The sequence below is a fragment of the Kaistia sp. SLG-1 genome (assembly GCF_059699055.1).
This window is the reverse complement of sequence record NZ_AP048544.1, coordinates 560,268-577,731: the sequence shown is the minus strand read 5'-3', so window position 1 is coordinate 577,731 and position 17,464 is coordinate 560,268. Positions and strand designations below refer to the sequence as shown.

Genomic DNA, 17,464 nt, shown 5'->3' with positions numbered 1-17,464 from the left:
GGCGGGGTCCTTGGATTGCGACGGCAGGCCGGTCAGGCGTGCGCGGTAAGGGTGTCGGCGGCGCGGCGCTTCAGCCGCTTGCGATGGCTGAGCGCCAAGGCGAGAAGCGTCACCACATAGGGCACGATATCGGTCAGCTGGTTGGGCAGGCCCTGGCTCTGCAGGCGGACGGAGAGCGCGTCGGCAACGCCGAACAGTACGCAGGCGAGCGCTGCCCAGAGCGGATGGTTACGGCCGAGCATGACGGCGACGACGGCGATCCAGCCGCGGCCGGCACTCATGTCTTCCGAGAAGATGCTGACGGTACCGAGCGAGAGCTGCGCGCCGCCAAGCCCGGTCAGGCCGCCGGCGAAGAGGACGGTCAACACGCGGTAGCGCGTGACGTCGATGCCCATGGTGCCGGCCGCACTCGCATCCTCGCCGACGCCGCGCAGGCGCAGGCCGACCGGCGTGCGGAACATCGTGATCGTCACGGCGGCGGTGAGGATCCAGGCGAGCCAGGTGATCGCCGTCTGTCGCGAAAAGATCCAGCCGATCCAGGGAATGGTGTTGATCGCGTCGATGCGGATCTTGGTCAGGCCGACGATGGCGGGATCGGAAAACGTGCCGGAGACGCCGAACATCTGCCGCAGCAGATAGGCGGTAAGCCCCGAGGCGAGCAGGTTCATGCCGATGCAGATCACCACCGCGTCGCCTTTGAACACCGTCGCGCCATAGGCGAGGATCAGCGAGAACAGCACGGTGAAGACAATGGCGAACAGGACGCCGCCGAGGGCGCTGCCGGTGGCGTAGGAGCCGACGACGGCCGCGAAGGCGCCGACCAGCAGCTGACCTTCCATCGCCATGTTGAAGACGCCGACCCGGCCGCAAAGCGTGCCGGCGAGCGCTGCCAGCAGGATCGGCGTGATCGACTGGACGGCGGAATTGACCAGCGACGGCGTGATGAAGCTCATCAAACTCATGACGACCGCCTCCCGACGCCATGGCGTATGGCGAGGAAGAGAATGATGACGGCCTGCAGCACCATGGTGAGGACGCGCGGGATCTCGGTCTCGCGCTGCATGGCGAAGCCGCCCGTCTGCAGCCCGGCGAAGAACAGCCCGGCCGCGATGGCGCCAAGCGGGGCGCCGCCGGCGAGCAGTGCCGCCATCAGGCCGGACCAGGTGTAGCCCGGCGTCAGCAGCGCGCCGTCCTGGTAGCGATAGAGCGAGCCGAGCACGAGGATGGCGCCGACGAGGCCGGCGATGGATCCGCTGGCAAACATCACCCGGATCTGCTGGCCGGCAAGCCGCACGCCGCCATAGCCGGCGAACTTGGCGTTCAGCCCGCGCATGCGGAGCTCGTATCCGGCGACGGTGCGGCGGTCGAAGAAGACGACGGCGATGGCCACGACGATCATCAGGATCAGGCCGATGTTGAGCGGGCCGGCGATAACGGGCAGCCGCGCCGCTTCCGGGATCATACGGGTCTGGGCAAGGCCGGTCGCCATGTCGCGCAGCGGGAAGCCGACGAGATAGGAAGCGATGCCGATCGCCGGATAGGAGAGGAGCAGCGTCGAGATCAGCATCGGGATGCCGAAACGCGTCTCGCCCCAGGCGGCGAGCGAGGCATAGAGGCCGGACGCGATCATGGCGCAGAGGATGCTGGCTGCGATCAGAAGCGGCCCGGGCAGCGGCAGATAGAGCGCGGCAAGAGCCGCCACGAGGCCGCCGATGACGAGCTGACCGTCGCCGCCGAGATTGACCATACCGCCGCGCAAGGGGAGTGCTGCGACCAGCGTCATGCCGACCAGCGGCACGGCCCAGTTCAGCGTATTCGGCCAGTTCGACGGCGCCAGCGCGCCGACGAGGATGGCGCGATAGGCGGCGACGGGATCGCCGCCCGAGGCAAGCACCAGCAATCCGCCGATGAGAATGCCGATGCCGATCGCCAGCGGCACGGCCGGGATGCGCGGCAACCTCGTGGTCCGCACGCTCTGCTCGCTCATGCGGCCTCCGTTCCGTCTGTCAGATGCGCGTCACGGACGCGGCCGGCCATGAGGAGGCCGAGGGTTTCCTCGTCGGCCTCGGCCGCCGGTAGTTCCGCCAGGATGCGGCCGTCGAACATGACGAGGACGCGGTCCGAGAGCGCCAGGATCTCGGTCAGCTCCGCCGAAACGAGCAGCACGGCGCCGCCGCGATCGCGCTCGGCGATCAGCTGGCCATGGATAAACTCGATGGCGCCGACATCGACGCCGCGCGTCGGCTGCTCGGCGATCAAGAGCGGTGCCCGATGCGACAGCTCGCGCGCGACCACCACCTTCTGCAGATTGCCGCCCGACAGCGTGCCGACAGCAAGCGTCTCAGAGCCGATCTTGACGCCGAACTTCTCGATCAGCGTCTTCGCATGCGAGGTGACCGCATTCCGGTCCAGCAGGCTGCCGTTCGAAAGCGGCGGCTTGCGCTGAAAACCCATGGCGAGATTATCGGCAGCCGAGGCGGCGAGCGCCGTGCCGGTCGTGGCGCGATCTTCCGGGATGTAGGCGAGGCCGGCGTCGCGATGGCGCTCGACATCGGCGCGGGTGACGTCCGCGCCGTTGATGGCGACGCTGCCGCCATCCGGAATGCGCAGGCCGGTCAGCGCCTCGATCAGCTCGGTCTGGCCGTTGCCGGCGACACCGGCGATGCCGACGATTTCTCCCGCGCGGATCTTGAGATCGACGCGATCGACCACCGGCTTGCCGCCATCGGTGGCGACCGTCAGGCCGCGCGCCTCCAGCACCACGGCGCCGGGACTGGCGGGGCGCTTCTCGACGGTCAGATTGACCGCCCTGCCCGTCATGGCGCGGATGATCTCGCGGGCCGAGGTCTCCGCCGTCACCATGCGGTCGACCACCTTGCCGTCGCGCAGCACGGTGACGCGGTTGGTGATCGCCATCACCTCGTGCAGCTTGTGCGTCACAAACAAAATGGTGCGGTCGTCGGCGGTTAGGTGGCGGATGATGTCGAACAGGCCGTCGCGCTCCTGCGGCGTCAGCACGGCGGTCGGCTCGTCGAGGATCAGCACGCGGGCGTCGCGATAGAGCGCCTTCAGGATCTCGACGCGCTGGCGCACGCCGACCGAGAGACGGCCGACGACGGCATGGGGATCGACCTGCAGGCGGTAGCGCTCGGCCAGCGCCGCGACGCGACGCGCCGCCTCGCGCCGGTCGATGAAGCCGAAGCGGGTCGGCTCCATGCCATAGACGACATTTTCCCAGACGGTCAGCGAATTGAACAGCTTGAAGGCCTGGTGGACCATGCCCATGCCGGCGCCGATCGCATCCAGCGCGGAGCGATACTGCATCTCGGCGCCTCGGAGCACGATGCGGCCGGCATCCGGCGCCTGCATGCCGTAGAGGATCGACATCAGCGTCGACTTTCCGGCGCCGTTCTCGCCCATCACCGCGTGGACCTCGCCGCGCAACACGGAGAGGTCGACATGGTCATTGGCGACGAGCGGCCCGTAGCGTTTGACGATGCCTGACGCTTCGAGCTCGATCGTCGACATGGGTAGTGGCGGTTCCGATGTCTTTCGGGAAGGGTCGACGATCATCTTTACTCCGTCATCCCCGCCAAAGCGGGGATCCATCCCGATCGCGGCCCAACCCAGCTGCATGGATCCCTGCTTTCGCAGGGATGACGGAGCCGGGTTGGCATCCGATTTGAGCGGCCTCGATGGCCGCCAGTACGCCGGGCTGGTCTGGGCCTCAAGCCCGAACGTCGCCGCGGACGAGTTCTACTTCCTGAGCTCTACTTCGCGAGCTGCATCGGATCGGCGACCTTCACCGTTCCGGCGACGACCTCGTCGCGCAGCGCCTTCACCTTGGTGATCACGTCCGGGAACTTGACGATCAGGCAGCCCGATTCCTCGAGGCCCGGCTCCAGGCTGGTCAGCGTCATGCCGCCCTCGGCGAGGCCGTAGGTGGCGAAGGCCGGCTGGTCGCCCTTGAACAGGCCGGCGACGCCCTTCTCGATCACGATGTCGGTGCGCTTCTGGACGTTGTCCATGACGAGGCCCGGCGCCTGCGGGCACTGGTTACTGTCGACGCCGAAGGCCGCCGCGCCCGGCAGGTCTTCCATCGCCTTGAAGATGCCGCCGTTCGAGCCGGCGCCGCCGGCCATGATGCGATCGGTGTTGTCGGAGACCATGACGCTGGCGCGCTGCTGGCCGCGGGCCGGATCGGAGAACGGGTTGTTGCCGCCGATCCAGAGCGTCGGGGCGATCTCGATCTCCGGCTTCACATGCTTTGCGCCCTCGTTGAAGGGGTCGGTGTAGCGATGGATGAAGGGGATATCGAGCGCGCCGATGGCGCCGACCTTGCCGGTCTCGCTGGTCAGCGCCGCCTCGGCGCCGGCGAGGAAGCTCGCCTCATACTCGCGGAACACCGAGCAATGGACGTTCGGCCCCGGCGTCTGCGGGCAGCTGTCGACGAGCAGGAACTTGGTGTCGGGATAGGACTTGGCGACTTCCGGCAGGATGTCGTTGAACTCGAAGCCGACGGCGATCACCACCTTGGCGCCTTCCTTGGCGGCGGCGTCGAGGTTCTGGCGGATGGTGGTCGGGTCCGTACTCTCATAGACCTTGGCGGTGGCGCCGACGGTTTCCGCCGCCTTTTCCGCGCCGACCTTGGCGAGTTTCAGGAAGTCGTTCACGCCGACCGGATTGGGCGAGACGAAGACGATCAGCGGCTTCGCGTCCTGGGCCTCTGCCGCCGTCACCGCCATCAGCGCAGCCGCGCCAGCCAAAAGACCCCGAAGCCTCATCTTACGTCTCCTGCTTGTTGGATGGCCGGAAGATATCGACTCAGACAACGGGCCACAACTGCGATTGACCGCCTATCGATCACGCCTATTCTGCGCGCAGGCGATGCCCCCCGATCGCCCCCTCTGACCCGCGATCTGGAAGGGCCGGCGCATGCCGGCGAAGGAACCCGAATGTCGAAATACGAGACCCGCCGCCCGGACAAGCCACTGCCGATCCGCAAGAGCCGCACCTTCCCCGTCCATGCCGGCAAGGGCTTCCTCGTCACCGGCGGCACGGGCGGCATCGGCCGGTCGATCGCGGAGCTCCTGATCGCGCAGGAGGCGCGGGTCGTCATCGCCGACCTCAAGCAGGAGGCGGTCGACGCCACGGTCGAGGCGCTCGGCGGCGCCGCCGGCGGCTGCTTCGGCGTCGTCATGGACGTCGCCTCGGAAGCGGCGGTCGCGGCCGGCGTGGCGAAAGCGATCGACCTGCTCGGCCGGATCGACGGCCTCGTCAATTCGGCGGCGATCGTGTTGCATGCCGATCCGCTGGCGATCTCGCGTTCCGACTGGCAGCGCCAGTTCGAAATCAACCTGTTCGGCGCCTATGACATCTCGCGCCTTGTGGCGCAGCACATGATCGAGCATTCGATCCCCGGCGCCATCGTCTCGATCGCCTCGGAGGCCGGCAAGAAGGGCCATGTCGAGTCGCTCGCCTACAGCGCCTCCAAGGCCGGCGTGATCTCGATGACGCGCATGCTCTCCGAGGCTCTGGCCGCCTATGACATCAACGTCAACTGCGTCTGCCCGGGCGGCGTCGCCACGCCGATGCTGCGCGAGGTCTCCGAGGCCTATTCGTCCTTCACGTCCGAACCGGCACCGGCGATCTTCGACAAGATGCTGTCGGCCCAGCTCGTCCGCCATCTGCAGCCGGTCGAAGTGGCGCGCGTCACCTCGTTCCTGCTCGGCGACGACGCCATGCTGGTGCGCGGCCAGGCGATCAACGCCGACGCCGGCGAAACGCCGTACTGACGTCCGGTTCTCGCCTCACCGCGCGGCCTGCCCCGCCGGGCAGGCGGCCTTGCTCGCCGCGCCGCGGCCGAAGACGAGATAGCTCGCCACGGCCAGCAGCCAGACGCCGATGCCGCCATAGAGCAGGATCCAGCCGAAGCCGTCGACCAGCGCCTGATGGACGACCGCGCCGGAAACGCCATGCTCTGTCGAAACGGCCGTGCCGGCGGCGACCTGCTGCGCCAGCTGGCGCAAAATCGCCGGGTCGACATCGGCCGGTAGCGCCGCCTGCAGCGAGGCGCGGACGCCTTCGACGAGCAGGAAGCCCATCAGCGCGATGTTGATGGCGAGCGAGATCATGCGCGCGCTCATGTCGATGCCGGACGCCATGCCGGCGCGCGCGGCGGGAACGGATCCCGTCGTCGTGTTGGTCACCGGCGTGTTGGTGAAGCCGAGGCCGATGCCGGCGAGGACGCAGCCGGGCAGCATCGTCAGCCAGCTCGCGTTTTCGACGCCGCTGCCGAGCTTCATGGCGAAGAAGCCGAGCCCGATCAGGACGAGGCCGGCCGGAATGACGAGGCCGGGCCTATAGCGGAGCGACAGCCGCTCGGCCACGGGCGGCACGACCAAAGTCGGCAGCGTATAGGCGAGCAGCGCCGATCCCGCCGCCACGCTGTCATAGCCGAGGCCGGCCTGGAACCAGATCGGCAGGTAGATCATGAACGGCCAGAAGCTGATGTTCATGGCGGCCGAGCCGATCACCGCGCCGGAAAACGGACGGATCCGGAACACGGTGAAATCGAACATCGGCCTCGGGCTCACCTTCTCGGCGACGAGGAAGGCGAGGAAGCTCGCAACCGACACGGCGAGGATCGTGAGCGCCGCCGGGCTCGCAAAGCCGAGATCCGGCCCCTGGGTGATGAAGTAGGCCAGGCAGAACACGGCGACCGACAGCGTGACGATGCCGGGAAGGTCGAGATGGGTCGCCTCCGGATCGCGCGATTCCTCCACGCCGCCGAGCGCCAGCCCCAGCGTGACGAGGCTCAGCGCGCCATGGATGAGAAAGACCCATTCCCAGCTCCAGACCGCGACGATCGCGCCGCCGACGATCGGGCCGAAGCCGAGGCCGATGCCGAAGATGATGCCCCAGGCGCTGAAGGCGAGGCCGCGCGCCCGGCCCTCCTGGAACTGGTGCGACAGCACCGCGACCTGGCAGATCAGCATGGCGCCGCCGCTCATGCCCTGCAGGAAGCGGGCGACGATCAGCACCGAGACGCTTTCCGTCAGCCCACAGGCGAGCGAGGCGAGGCCGAACGCGGCGATGCCGAGGACAAAGACCCGCTTGCGGCCATAGCGATCGGCAATCGTGCCCGTCGCCATCAGCACGGTCGTCACGGCGATGGTGTAGGCGTTCATGATCCACTGCAGCTCGACGAAATCAGCGCCGAGCACCTTTTCCAGCGTCGGCAGGATCGCCGGAACGCTGGAGATCTCCAGCCCGAACATCAGGGAGGAGAGGCTGACGGCGAGGAGAGCGACAAGGCTCCGGCGCGAAAAGGCCGGTTGCGAGGTGGCGGACATGGTTCTGGCTTTCGACTGGAGCGCGAGCGGGCACGCGACGCGGAAAGGCGGGCGCTCGGGACGCGGGTGGTTCGGGCCGGACCTTAGCGGGCGCTTGACGACAGCGAAACCGGATGGATATCTATTTCAGGGACAACAATTTCGGATGATCGCCATGATGACGCTGGACGTCGACTCGGTCCGGGCCTTTGTCGCCATCGCCGACTTCCAGAGTTTTACCCGCGCGGCGGAAGCGCTGGGCACGACCCAGGGCGCCATCAGCGTCAAGCTCAAGCGGCTGGAGGACCGGGTCGGCCAGCGCCTGATCGAACGCACGCCGCGCTCGGTGCGGCTCTCGGCCCAGGGCGCCCTGTTCCTCGACGGCGCACGGGGATTTCTCGCCGCGCATGAAAGAGCGCTTGCCGGGCTCACCGACTGTCGCCGCCACTTCGCGCTCGGCATCGCCGCCCATGTCGCCGGCCCGGAAGTGCCGACGTTGCTGGCGCGCCTCAACGCGCATGATCCCGGCCTGACGATCGAGGTGCGGCTCGACAATTCGCGCACCCTGCTCGACGCCTTCGACCGCGGCGAGCTCGACGCCGCCATCATCCGCCGCGAGGACGATCGCCGCGACGGCGAGGTGCTGGGGCCGGAGCATTTCGGCTGGTTCGCCGTGCCGCAATTCGAGCACCGGCAGGGCGAGCCGGTGCGGCTCGCGGCGCTTGCCCCCTCCTGCGGCGTGCGCGACATCGCCACCCGCGCCCTCGATGCCACCGGAATTCCCTGGACCGAGGTGTTTCTCGGCGGCAGCTCCTCGATGGTGACCGCCGCCGTCTCGGCCGGCCTCGCCATCGGCGCGTTTTCGAGCCGCCTCGCCCCGCCCGGCACGATCGAGGTCGGCCCGCGCTTCCGGCTGCCGGAACTGCCGCCCTCCGAGATCGTGCTGCATTCGACGCTCACCGACCGCAAATCGCGCGAGGCGCTTCGCACGCTGGCCGCCGCGTTTCGCGAGCATCGCGGCGCCGCTGCCTGACGGGAATTTCCATCGACTGAGAATTGGCGGAAAGCCGGCGGAACGCCGGCGGTTCGCGGCCGGCCTTTACCCGATCTTTTGACGGGCCGCACCGCCCGCGCGCCCGGAATGCCGGATTTGTTTTTCCGCCGAGTCCGATTCCGGACCCGGCGTCCGGCGGGAATTTTCGCCCCTTGCTCGTATAAAATCGATGTGATTTAATCTTTTTAAGGCACCCGAAAAATGGATGTGCCGCAAGAAGAGACGGCCGCGAAAAGCCGTCCGTTCGAGGATGCACCCCACGGGAGATTTTCATGATGCGCCTGCGTCTCGTCACCGCGTTGCTGGCCTCCGCCGCCGCGTTCGTCGCCGTCACGGCCCAAGCCCAGAACCTCGTCACCAAGGATCGCGTCGGCCCCGCCGATGCGCCGAAATCCCTTACGCTCCGCCTGACCAATGACGGCCCGACCAGCACCGATCCGGTCTGGGCCGAGGGTTACCAGAAGCTGTTCAGCGAGTTCATCCAGCGCCATCCGGGCTGGCGCATCGATCTCGAGCGCATGTCCGACAATATCGGCCAGGAACAGGCCCGTATGCTCGAGCAGGCCAAGTCCGGCCACGGCCCGGATTGCGCCGCGGTCGACAGCTTCGTGCTCGCCCTCTTCAAGGGCGCCAACGTGCTGAAGCCGCTCGACGAATACTTTACCAAGGAAGAAGTCGCCGACCTCTTCCCGTTCATCCGCGAAGGCATCACCGGCCCGGATGGCAAGATCTACGCCTGGTGGTGGAACACCGACCTGCGTGTCCTCTACCGGAACAAGGAAATCGTTCCGGATGCGCCCAAGGACTGGGCTGAGCTGAAGGCCGCTGCCCTCGCCTCGAAGGAAAAGGGCGGCGAAGGCGTGCTGTTCAACGGCGGCCGCTGGGAAGGCACCACCTTCGACTGGCTCGCCAATTTCTGGGCCCAGGGCGGCAAGCTCGTCGACGACAAGGGCAAGCCGATCTTCGCCGAGGGCGAGAACCGCGAAAAGTTCCTGAAGGCCGTCAACTACTTCAAGGATCTCGTCGATTCGGGTGCTGCTCCGAAGCGCGTCGCCACCATCGTCAACTATGACGAATTCAACGCGGCCGCTGCGGCCGGCACGGCGGCGCTGTTCATCGGCGGCAACTGGCAGTACGGCCAGCTGAAGAACACGCTGGAGCCGGAAGAGTTCGCCAAGTGGACCTTCTCGGAGATCCCCGGCCCGACCGCCGACCAGCGCTCGACCGGCACCGGCGGCTGGACCTTCGGCGCCTTCTCCAACGATCCGGAAAAGGTCGCCATGTGCGCGGCCGTGATCAAGGAGATCTATGCCGGCCCCGGCAACGCGCTGCAGCAGCAGCTGCCGACGGCCGCGGCCCTCTACGGCAAGTACGACGTCTTCAAGACCGAGGCCAACGAGACCTTCGCCAAGGCGCTGGTCAACGGCCAGGCCCGTCCGGGCGTGCCGATCTATCCTGAGATCTCGAACCAGATCCAGATCATGATGGGTGACGTGCTCTCCGGCACCAAGACGCCGGAAGCGGCTCTCGACGCCGCCAATACCGCTGTCCAGGCCGCCTACGCACGGCTCTGACGCGAGCGAAATCCCCGGCCGGCCAGTCCGGCCGGGGACACCGACCGCCGCGTTTGGGCAGGAGTGACAGCATGCAGACGACACAGACCGCTTCGATGGCCATGGGCCGGAGCCTAGCCGGCCCCAGTCTCGGCCGCCGCCTCGAGGCCAATCCCTTCACATGGCTCGTGCCCGTCGCGGTCATGCTCGGCGTCTTCTATCTCTATCCGATCATCGACGTGTTCCGCCTCGGCCTGACCAATGCGAGCCTGGTCGGCAGCAACGAGCAGTATACCTTCGCCACCATCCGGGCGATGTTCGAGAACCCCTCCCTCCTCGGCATCCTCTGGACCACCTTCCTCTTCACCTTCGGCAGCGTCGTCGGCCAGCAGATCTTCGGCCTCGCCATCGCGCTCATCGTCATGCGCGGCGAGCGGCGCCAGCTGCCCGGCATGGTCGCGCTGCGCACGATCGTGCTGATCGCCTGGGTCATTCCCGGCATCGCCAATGGCCTGATCTGGCAGATGCTGTTCAGCGAGGCGCCCTTCGGCGCCATCAACAGCGTGCTGCGGCTGATACACATCTCGCCGGTCGCCTGGCTGTCCGATCCCAACATGGCCATGGTCTCGGCCGTCCTCTCGAATGTCTGGCGCGGCACCGCCTTCTCGATGATCGTGTTCTACGCGGCGCTGAAGGCGATCGACCCGACCCTCTACGAGGCGGCGAGCGTCGATGGCGCCAGCGGCCCCCAGAAGCTGCGCTTCATCACGCTGCCGCAGCTGCGCGCCGCCATCCTGGTCAATTCGATCCTCGTGACGATCCAGACCCTTAACACCTTCGACGCGATCATCTCGCTGACCGGCGGCGGCCCGGGCCGCGCCACCGAGGTGCTGTCGCTCTTCACCTTCAACACGGTGTTCCGCAATTACGACCTCGCCGGAGGCAGCGTGCTCTCCGTGCTGATGCTCGCCATCAGCCTGGTGCTCGCGCTGTTCTACGCGTCGTTCCTGCCGCGCCGGGAGGCTTCCGAATGAACGCCGCAAGCCAAGAGAAACTGGGCGACGCCCTCACCTATCTGATGGCGATCCTCATTGCCGCCTTCTTCCTGACGCCGCTCGCCTGGCTGCTGTCGCTGTCGCTCCGGACGCGGCAGGAGGTCTTCCTCGGCGCCGCGCGCTTCATCCCGAAGCGGCCGACGCTCGACAATTTCGCCCAGATCCTCTCGGATCCGACCTTCCTGCTCTATCTCTGGAACGGGCTGAAGCTGTCGGCGCTCGGCGGCATCGGCTGCCTGCTGGTGGCGGCGCCCGCGGCCTACGCCTTCTCGCGCTTCCGGTTTTCCGGCAAGTCGGCGCTGATGATGGTGATCCTCGCCTTCCAGATGATCTCGCCGCTGGTCATCCTGGTGCCGCTCTACCGCTACATGAGCGCGCTCGGCCTCATCAACAGCCATTTCGGCGTCACCATGGTCTACATCGCCATCAGCGTGCCGATGTGCACCTGGCTGGTGAAGGGCGCCATCGACGGCATCCCGAAATCGCTCGAGGAAGCCGCCGCCATCGACGGCTGCAGCCGCTTCGGCACCTTCTGGCGCATCACGCTGCCGCTTGCCGCGCCCGGCCTCGCCTCGGCCTTCATCCTGATCATGATCCTGAACTGGTCGCAGTTCCTGATCCCCTTCCTGCTCCTGAACAAGGACGCGCAGCTGCCGATCTCGGTGGCGATCTTCAACTTCGCCGGCACGTCGAACTCGTCGTCGACGCAGGTTCTCGCCGCCGCCTGTCTGGTGGCCGTGGTGCCGGCCATCATCGCCTTCCTCCTTCTGCAGCGCATGATCGTCGGAGCCCTGACCGCCGGCGCCGTGAAGGGCTGAACCCAACTCCCATCCCCCTTTCCTGAGCTTTTCTGAGCTTCTTTTTGATACGGAGAATTCCAATGTCCCTGACCCTCCAGCAGCGGCTTGCCCGCATCGACGTCCGCGTCGAAGAACTGGGGTTCTGGCGCGAGCGTGAGACCGTGGCGGTCGACGGCTGGCTGTTCAACGGCTCGCCGCTCGCGATCGGCGGCTTCTGGCCGAAGAAGGACGGCGCCATCGCCTTCGACACGGAAGCCACCGTGCCGGAGCACTGGTCGCTCGCGGATACGCGCCTCCTGATCGACGTCGGCGGCGAGAGCCTGATCACGCTCACCCCGAACGACGACGGCGGCGAGAAGCGCTTCGGCCTCGATCCCTACCACCAGGAATTCCCCGTCCCCGGCCGCAGCTTCAAGATCCATGTCGACGCCGTCGCCCGCTTGCCCTTCGGCGAGCCGGTGCGCGAGCCGCGCCTGACCCGCGCGCATCTCGCCTGGATCGACCAGCCGGTGCACGAGCTCGGCCTGCTGCTGCGCCAGGTCTCGGAAGCCGCCCACTTCCTCGGCGCGCACGAGGTGGTGCCGCATCTGATCACCGCCGCCGAGCAGACCTTCGCAGCCCTCGACTGGCCGTCGGCGACCGAGGACTATGTGGCGCGCACGGCGCCGCAGCGCGGCCAGCAGAAGATCTGGCAGCTGCCGCCGCTGAAGGCGAACCCCGAGGGCCTGCGCCAGGACCATCGCGCCAGCGTCCAGCGCGCGCTCACCGATCTGCGCGAGACGCTGAAGGGCCTGAAGGCGCGCTATCCGCAGCAGGGCAATCTCGGCATCACCGGCCACGCCCATATCGATCTCGCCTGGCTCTGGCCCTATGACGAGACCCGGCGCAAGGCACGGCGTACCTTCAACACCGCGCTCCGCCTGATGGAACGCTTCCCCGACTTCGTCTTCAACCAGTCGACGGCGGCCTATTACGCCCAGATCGAGGAAGACGATCCGGCGCTGTTCAAGGAAATCCAGGCAGCGGTGAAGAGCGGCCAGTGGGAGACCATCGGCGGCATGTGGGTCGAGCCCGACACCAACATGCCGACCGGCGAGAGCTTCGTGCGCCAGATCCTCTACGGCCAGCGCTATTTCGAGGAGAAGTTCGGCGTCCGCCACCGCGTCTGCTGGCTGCCGGACTGCTTCGGCTTCTCGCCGGCGATGCCGCAATTGCTGCAGCAGGGCGGCATGGACTCGTTCTTCACCATCAAGGTGAACTGGTCCGAGACCAACAAATTCCCGCATGACCTGTTCTACTGGGAAGGCCTCGACGGCAGCCGCGTGCTGGCCCACACCTTCGACAATCCGGTGCGCGGCTATAACGGCTCGACCGAACCCGAGGCGATCCTCGGCACCTGGGGCAATTTCGGCGGCAAGACCATCCATGACGAGAGCCTGCTCGCCGTCGGCTATGGCGATGGCGGCGGCGGCGTGACGCCGGAGATGCTGGAGCGTCAGGCCCAGCTCGCCGACTTCCCCGCCATCCCCGCGCTGAAGCCGGTGCGCGTCGAGGACGTGTTCGCCCGCATGCACGAGGTGCCGGCGGCGCAGATCCCGGTCTGGCAGGGCGAGATCTATCTCGAGCTGCACCGCGCCACGCTGACGACGCAGAGCCACACCAAGCGCCTGCATCGCCACGCCGAGCGCGCGCTGATCACCGCCGAGACGGTCGCCTCGCTCGCCAACCTCCTGGGCGCCGCCCAGCCGGAAAGCCTGGAGCTTGCCTGGCGCAAGGTGCTGAAGAACGAGTTCCACGACATCCTGCCCGGCTCGGGCATCCGCGAGATCTACGAGGACGCAGAGCGCGAGCTGGGAGAGGCGCTGGAGACGGGCCTCGACGCCCAGAAGCAGGCGCTCGATGCCCTCGTCGGCCAGCTACCGAAGGGCGACGCCAAGGACGCGCTCGTCCTCGTCAATCCCGACCTGCACGCCCGGCCGGTCCGGGTCGAGCTCGACGGCGAGGTGATCGCGCTCGACGCCGTGGTGCCGCCACTCGGCATCCTGGTGCTCGACGACAAGGCGACGGCTGCGACCGCCGGCCTCAGCGTCACCAAGAACACGCTGGAAAACAGCCTGATCCGCGTCACGCTCAACCCGGACGGCACGCTCGCCAGCCTCTTCGACAAGCGCAGCCAGCGCGAGGCGCTGGCCGGCCGCGGCAACCAGCTCTGGGTCTATCCCATGGACAAGCCGCGCAACTGGGACGCCTGGGATCTCGAGGACGACTACGCCAACCATGGCCTGGAGCTGACCTCGTTCGAGAGCCTCGAAGTGGTCGAGAAGGGCCCGCATCGCGCCGCGATCCGGATCGTCCGCCGCTTCCGCGACTCGACCATCACCCAGACGCTGCAGCTCCTCGCCAACTCGCCGCGCCTCGACATCAAGACCGATCTCGACTGGCACGACCGCCGCGTCCTGCTCCGGACGCTGACGCCCGTCGACGTCCGCTCGGACCTCGCCACCTTCGAATGCGCCTTCGGCGTCGTCCGGCGCACCACCCACAACAACACGTCGTGGGATGAGGCGAAGTTCGAGGTGCCGGCGCATCGCTTCGCCGACCTGTCGGAGCCGGGCTTCGGCGTGGCGCTGCTCAACAACGGCAAGTACGGCCACAGCCTCAAGGGCAACGTGCTCGGCCTCAGCCTGCTGCGCGCGCCGATCTATCCGGATCCGCTGGCCGACGAGGGCGAGCAGAGCTTCGTCTATTCGCTGCTGCCGCACCAGGGCGCCTGGAACGAGGGCGGCGTCCGCGAGGAGGCGCTCGACCTGAACCAGCCGCTGCTCGCCACCCGCGCCTCGGGCCTCGCCGCCGGCGTGCAGACGCCGATCGCGATCTCCGGCATTCCGGCCGGCCTCGGCGGCCTGAAGGGAAGCGAGGACGGCAGCGCGCTGGTGCTCCGCGTCTACGAGCCGGCCGGCGGCCGCGGCCGCTTCGAGGTCGCGCCGAAGGACGGCTGGCAGCTGTCGGGTCCGGTCAACATCCTGGAGGAAGCGGACGACCGTGCGGCCGGCGCGGACCTGCGTCCGTTCGAAGTCAGAAGCTGGCTCATCAAGCAGAGATAGGCGACGCCCATCCTTGACAAGATAGCACCCCTTGCCCTCTATCCGCCGGCGGACGATCAACCATGATCTCCTCCGGCGGCAATGACATCTTGATCCAATTCCTGACGGCACCGGGCGATCTCGCCGGCTCCAATTCCGGACTGGCGGCCAGCCATAACCAGGCCGTCATCCTGCGCACCATCCGCTGGAACGCGCCGATCTCGCGCACCGAGCTGGCGCTGCGCTCGGGCCTCAGCAAGCAGGCCGTCGCCCGCATCACCGAAAAGCTGATCGACGACGGCTTCGTCGTCGAGGCGCGCCGGCGCTACGGCATGCGCGGCCAGCCGGCGATCGAGCTCGAGATCAATCCGGAAGGCTGCTTCGCCGTCGGCGCCGGCATCGGCCGCGACCACCTGACCATCGTCGCCATCGACGCGGTCGGCACGATCCGCGACCGCATCCACCGCGAAGAGCGCTACATGCTGCCGGACGACTTCTTCGCCGCGATGAAGGAGGCGCTGAAGACCTTCCGTCGCCGCCGCGCGATCGACGAGACGCGGCTCGCCGGCATCGGCATCGCCATCCCCGACTGGCTCGGCGAAATCCCATTCATCGGCATGCCGCCGGCCTACAAGCTCTGGCGCAGCGTCGACATCCGCGAGCGCTTCTCCCGCCTGACCGACCTGCCGATCCTGATCGACAACGACGCCACCGCCGCCGCGATCGGCGAATTGAGCTATGGCCTCGGCGCCGAGATCCGCAGTTTCTTCTACATCTTCTTCGGCTCCGGCCTCGGCGGCGGCCTGGTGCTCGACGGCGCCTGCTATCACGGCACCACCGGCATCAGCGGCGAGATCGGCTGGCTGCCGGTGACGCTGCCGGACGCGCCGGCGGGCGAACGCATCCAGCCGCTCGGCCAGGTCGTCTCGCTGTTCATCCTCTATGATTTCCTGGCCAAGCACGGCGTCGTCGTGACCCGCCCGCAGGAGCTGCTCACCCTCGACGCGCGCGGCAAGGCGCTGCTCGGCCAGTGGCTCCGCGGCGCGGCGCAGCACATCGCGGAGGCGGCGATCGACATCGGCCTGCTGATCAACCCCGATGCCGTGCTGATCGGCGGCCGCATCCCGGTGACGATCCTCGACGAATTGCTGCTCTATGTGCGCGAGGCGCTGTCGCGCGATCCGCGGCCGACGCCACGCATCCACCGCGCCGCGGCTTCCGAGGACGCCGCGGCACTCGGCGCCGCCACCATGCCGCTCTCGCATGCGCTGCGGCTCGAATCCGCCGATCCGGCGCAGCTGACCCGCGCGCCCCTGCGCGGCAGCGCGCCCCGGCTGGAACGGCGTCTCGCCGTCACGACGCCGGAACAGACGAGCCTATAGCGCCCGCGGCCGGAACGGCCGGCGGGGATCGGGCAGCAGGAATTCCAGGAACGGCAGCGCGGCGGTGCCGACCAGCACCGCGTCCTCGGCCAGCGTGCCGCGCGCCAACTCCGGCAGCCAGTAGGGATGGGTCGGCTCGGTCATGCGCTCCTGCCGCCGCTGCCCGAGCCGCAGGACCAGCGCGTCAAGCAGCGCCGTCGGCAGCCGCCCGCCGACGAAGATGACGCGCGGCGCGAGGAAGGCGGAGAAGGCGATGATCGAATCCATCAGATGGGCGCTGGCATCCTCGATCCAGCGCGCCACCTCCGGATCGCCGATATCGAAGCCGGCCAGCGGCGCCGTCGACAGCGCCTCGTCGAGCAGCCTGCCGTCCTCGCCGGTCCGCATCGTGCCGACCCGGCCGGCCTTGTGCTCCGCCCCGTTGAACACGACGCCGCCGATGACCATGCCGGCCCGGGTGGACGGGCCGAGCAGGACGTAGACGAAGCTGTCGTCGGCGGCCACGGTGCCGAACTGCCGTTCGCCGAGCGCCGCGGCGATCGTGTCGGGCTCGGCGATCACCGTCAGCGGCGCCAGCGCCGCGCGCACGCCGTCGACGCAGTCCGCCGCCGCCGTCAGGCCGACGCCGAGGACCCGGCCCGCCGATCGCGCGGCGAGGCGCGCCAGCGCCTCCGAGACCAGCCGGACGATCGCGGGCGCCGGATCGTCGACGGAGATTTCGGCCGCGTCGCGCAGCACGATGCGGCCGAGCAGGTCGATGGCGACGAGGCTCGCCTGCGCGCCGTCGATGTCGACGCCGAGCGCCACCGCGCCGTCCGGGATGATGGCGAAGCGGTTAGCGCGCGAGCCGCTCGGCCCCGCCTCCTCCGCCACCAGCCCGTCGGCGGCTAGACGGCGGACGATGTTGGTGATGCCGGGCACGGTCAGGCCGGTGACCTGGGCCAGCTCCAGCCGGCTCATCGGCCCGGTACGCCGCAGCGCCTCCAGCGTGACGCGCAGATTGTGATCGGCGGCATGGACGAGATTCTGGCCCGACGGCCGGTAGGCGGTCCGCTCGGCGGGAGCGTCGGCAACCGGGCGTAGCGGCCTTCGCGTCGTGCGATCTGTCGTCATCGTTTCTCTTTCCCGCTCGGGCATCCGGCCGATGGCCGAACCAATCGGTCGTTCGATCCCATGCCTTCTTTTAATGCAAGCCGTCGATGG

The 17,464-nt window shown here is 68.0% G+C and carries 13 protein-coding genes; 7 read left to right on the top strand and 6 right to left on the bottom strand.

Annotated features, from left to right (window positions below; translation table 11 throughout):
- Nucleotides 1-32 precede the first annotated feature (32 nt).
- The 4 genes from AC6HZP_RS02605 to AC6HZP_RS02590 form a co-directional block, all read right to left on the bottom strand.
- Nucleotides 33-962, bottom strand: a complete 930-nt coding sequence (locus tag AC6HZP_RS02605; protein WP_497525271.1) for an ABC transporter permease — start codon at nt 960-962, stop codon at nt 33-35.
- Nucleotides 959-1,987, bottom strand: coding sequence for an ABC transporter permease (locus AC6HZP_RS02600; RefSeq protein ID WP_497525270.1), 1,029 nt, complete (start codon nt 1,985-1,987; stop codon nt 959-961). Before AC6HZP_RS02600 ends, AC6HZP_RS02605 begins: the two co-directional genes overlap by 4 nt.
- Complete coding sequence (locus AC6HZP_RS02595; protein ID WP_497525269.1) at nt 1,984-3,528, bottom strand: ABC transporter ATP-binding protein; 1,545 nt, start codon at nt 3,526-3,528, stop codon at nt 1,984-1,986. Before AC6HZP_RS02595 ends, AC6HZP_RS02600 begins: the two co-directional genes overlap by 4 nt.
- A 242-nt stretch (nt 3,529-3,770) precedes the next feature.
- Nucleotides 3,771-4,784, bottom strand: coding sequence for a BMP family ABC transporter substrate-binding protein (locus AC6HZP_RS02590; protein ID WP_497525268.1), 1,014 nt, complete (start codon nt 4,782-4,784; stop codon nt 3,771-3,773).
- A gap of 171 nt (nt 4,785-4,955) precedes the next feature.
- On the opposite strand from AC6HZP_RS02590, the gene AC6HZP_RS02585 reads away from it, so the two are divergent.
- On the top strand, nt 4,956-5,795 hold the full coding sequence (locus AC6HZP_RS02585; protein WP_497525267.1) for an SDR family NAD(P)-dependent oxidoreductase: 840 nt from the start codon (nt 4,956-4,958) through the stop codon (nt 5,793-5,795).
- Between the two features lie 15 nt (nt 5,796-5,810).
- Here the strand turns inward: AC6HZP_RS02585 and AC6HZP_RS02580 are convergent, their stop codons facing one another.
- Entirely contained in the window at nt 5,811-7,355 is a 1,545-nt protein-coding gene (locus AC6HZP_RS02580; RefSeq protein ID WP_497525266.1) for an MFS transporter, read from the bottom strand.
- Between the two features lie 154 nt (nt 7,356-7,509).
- On the opposite strand from AC6HZP_RS02580, the gene AC6HZP_RS02575 reads away from it, so the two are divergent.
- From AC6HZP_RS02575 to AC6HZP_RS02550, 6 genes are all read left to right on the top strand, one after another.
- Complete coding sequence (locus AC6HZP_RS02575) at nt 7,510-8,367, top strand: LysR substrate-binding domain-containing protein (protein WP_497525265.1); 858 nt, start codon at nt 7,510-7,512, stop codon at nt 8,365-8,367.
- Nucleotides 8,368-8,663: 296 nt separating this feature from the next.
- Entirely contained in the window at nt 8,664-9,962 is a 1,299-nt protein-coding gene (locus tag AC6HZP_RS02570) for a type 2 periplasmic-binding domain-containing protein (RefSeq protein WP_201404280.1), read from the top strand.
- A gap of 95 nt (nt 9,963-10,057) precedes the next feature.
- Nucleotides 10,058-10,975, top strand: a complete 918-nt coding sequence (locus AC6HZP_RS02565; RefSeq protein WP_497526724.1) for a carbohydrate ABC transporter permease — start codon at nt 10,058-10,060, stop codon at nt 10,973-10,975.
- A complete protein-coding gene (locus tag AC6HZP_RS02560) occupies nt 10,972-11,814 on the top strand; it encodes a carbohydrate ABC transporter permease (protein ID WP_201402084.1) in 843 nt (280 codons plus the stop codon). The genes AC6HZP_RS02565 and AC6HZP_RS02560 overlap by 4 nt, the downstream gene beginning before the upstream one ends.
- A 62-nt stretch (nt 11,815-11,876) precedes the next feature.
- Nucleotides 11,877-14,900, top strand: a complete 3,024-nt coding sequence (locus AC6HZP_RS02555) for an alpha-mannosidase (protein WP_497525264.1) — start codon at nt 11,877-11,879, stop codon at nt 14,898-14,900.
- A 62-nt stretch (nt 14,901-14,962) separates the two neighbouring features.
- On the top strand, nt 14,963-16,261 hold the full coding sequence (locus AC6HZP_RS02550) for an ROK family transcriptional regulator (protein WP_497525263.1): 1,299 nt from the start codon (nt 14,963-14,965) through the stop codon (nt 16,259-16,261).
- On the opposite strand, the gene AC6HZP_RS02545 is transcribed toward AC6HZP_RS02550, so the two are convergent.
- Complete coding sequence (locus AC6HZP_RS02545) at nt 16,256-17,374, bottom strand: ROK family transcriptional regulator (RefSeq protein WP_497525262.1); 1,119 nt, start codon at nt 17,372-17,374, stop codon at nt 16,256-16,258. The genes AC6HZP_RS02550 and AC6HZP_RS02545 overlap by 6 nt on opposite strands.
- Nucleotides 17,375-17,464: the final 90 nt, after the last annotated feature.

Excerpts from the sequence above, each read along its gene's own strand:
- AC6HZP_RS02585 (WP_497525267.1), top strand. The coding sequence starts at position 4,956 with ATGTCGAAATACGAGACCCGCCGCCCGGACAAGCCACTGCCGATCCGC.
- AC6HZP_RS02550 (WP_497525263.1), top strand. The coding sequence starts at position 14,963 with ATGATCTCCTCCGGCGGCAATGACATCTTGATCCAATTCCTGACGGCA.
- AC6HZP_RS02565 (WP_497526724.1), top strand. The coding sequence starts at position 10,058 with ATGGCCATGGGCCGGAGCCTAGCCGGCCCCAGTCTCGGCCGCCGCCTC.
- AC6HZP_RS02590 (WP_497525268.1), bottom strand. The coding sequence starts at position 4,784 with ATGAGGCTTCGGGGTCTTTTGGCTGGCGCGGCTGCGCTGATGGCGGTG.
- AC6HZP_RS02570 (WP_201404280.1), top strand. The coding sequence starts at position 8,664 with ATGCGCCTGCGTCTCGTCACCGCGTTGCTGGCCTCCGCCGCCGCGTTC.
- AC6HZP_RS02605 (WP_497525271.1), bottom strand. The coding sequence starts at position 962 with ATGAGTTTGATGAGCTTCATCACGCCGTCGCTGGTCAATTCCGCCGTC.
- AC6HZP_RS02555 (WP_497525264.1), top strand. The coding sequence starts at position 11,877 with ATGTCCCTGACCCTCCAGCAGCGGCTTGCCCGCATCGACGTCCGCGTC.
- AC6HZP_RS02560 (WP_201402084.1), top strand. The coding sequence starts at position 10,972 with ATGAACGCCGCAAGCCAAGAGAAACTGGGCGACGCCCTCACCTATCTG.
- AC6HZP_RS02580 (WP_497525266.1), bottom strand. The coding sequence starts at position 7,355 with ATGTCCGCCACCTCGCAACCGGCCTTTTCGCGCCGGAGCCTTGTCGCT.
- AC6HZP_RS02575 (WP_497525265.1), top strand. The coding sequence starts at position 7,510 with ATGATGACGCTGGACGTCGACTCGGTCCGGGCCTTTGTCGCCATCGCC.
- AC6HZP_RS02545 (WP_497525262.1), bottom strand. The coding sequence starts at position 17,374 with ATGACGACAGATCGCACGACGCGAAGGCCGCTACGCCCGGTTGCCGAC.
- AC6HZP_RS02595 (WP_497525269.1), bottom strand. The coding sequence starts at position 3,528 with ATGTCGACGATCGAGCTCGAAGCGTCAGGCATCGTCAAACGCTACGGG.
- AC6HZP_RS02600 (WP_497525270.1), bottom strand. The coding sequence starts at position 1,987 with ATGAGCGAGCAGAGCGTGCGGACCACGAGGTTGCCGCGCATCCCGGCC.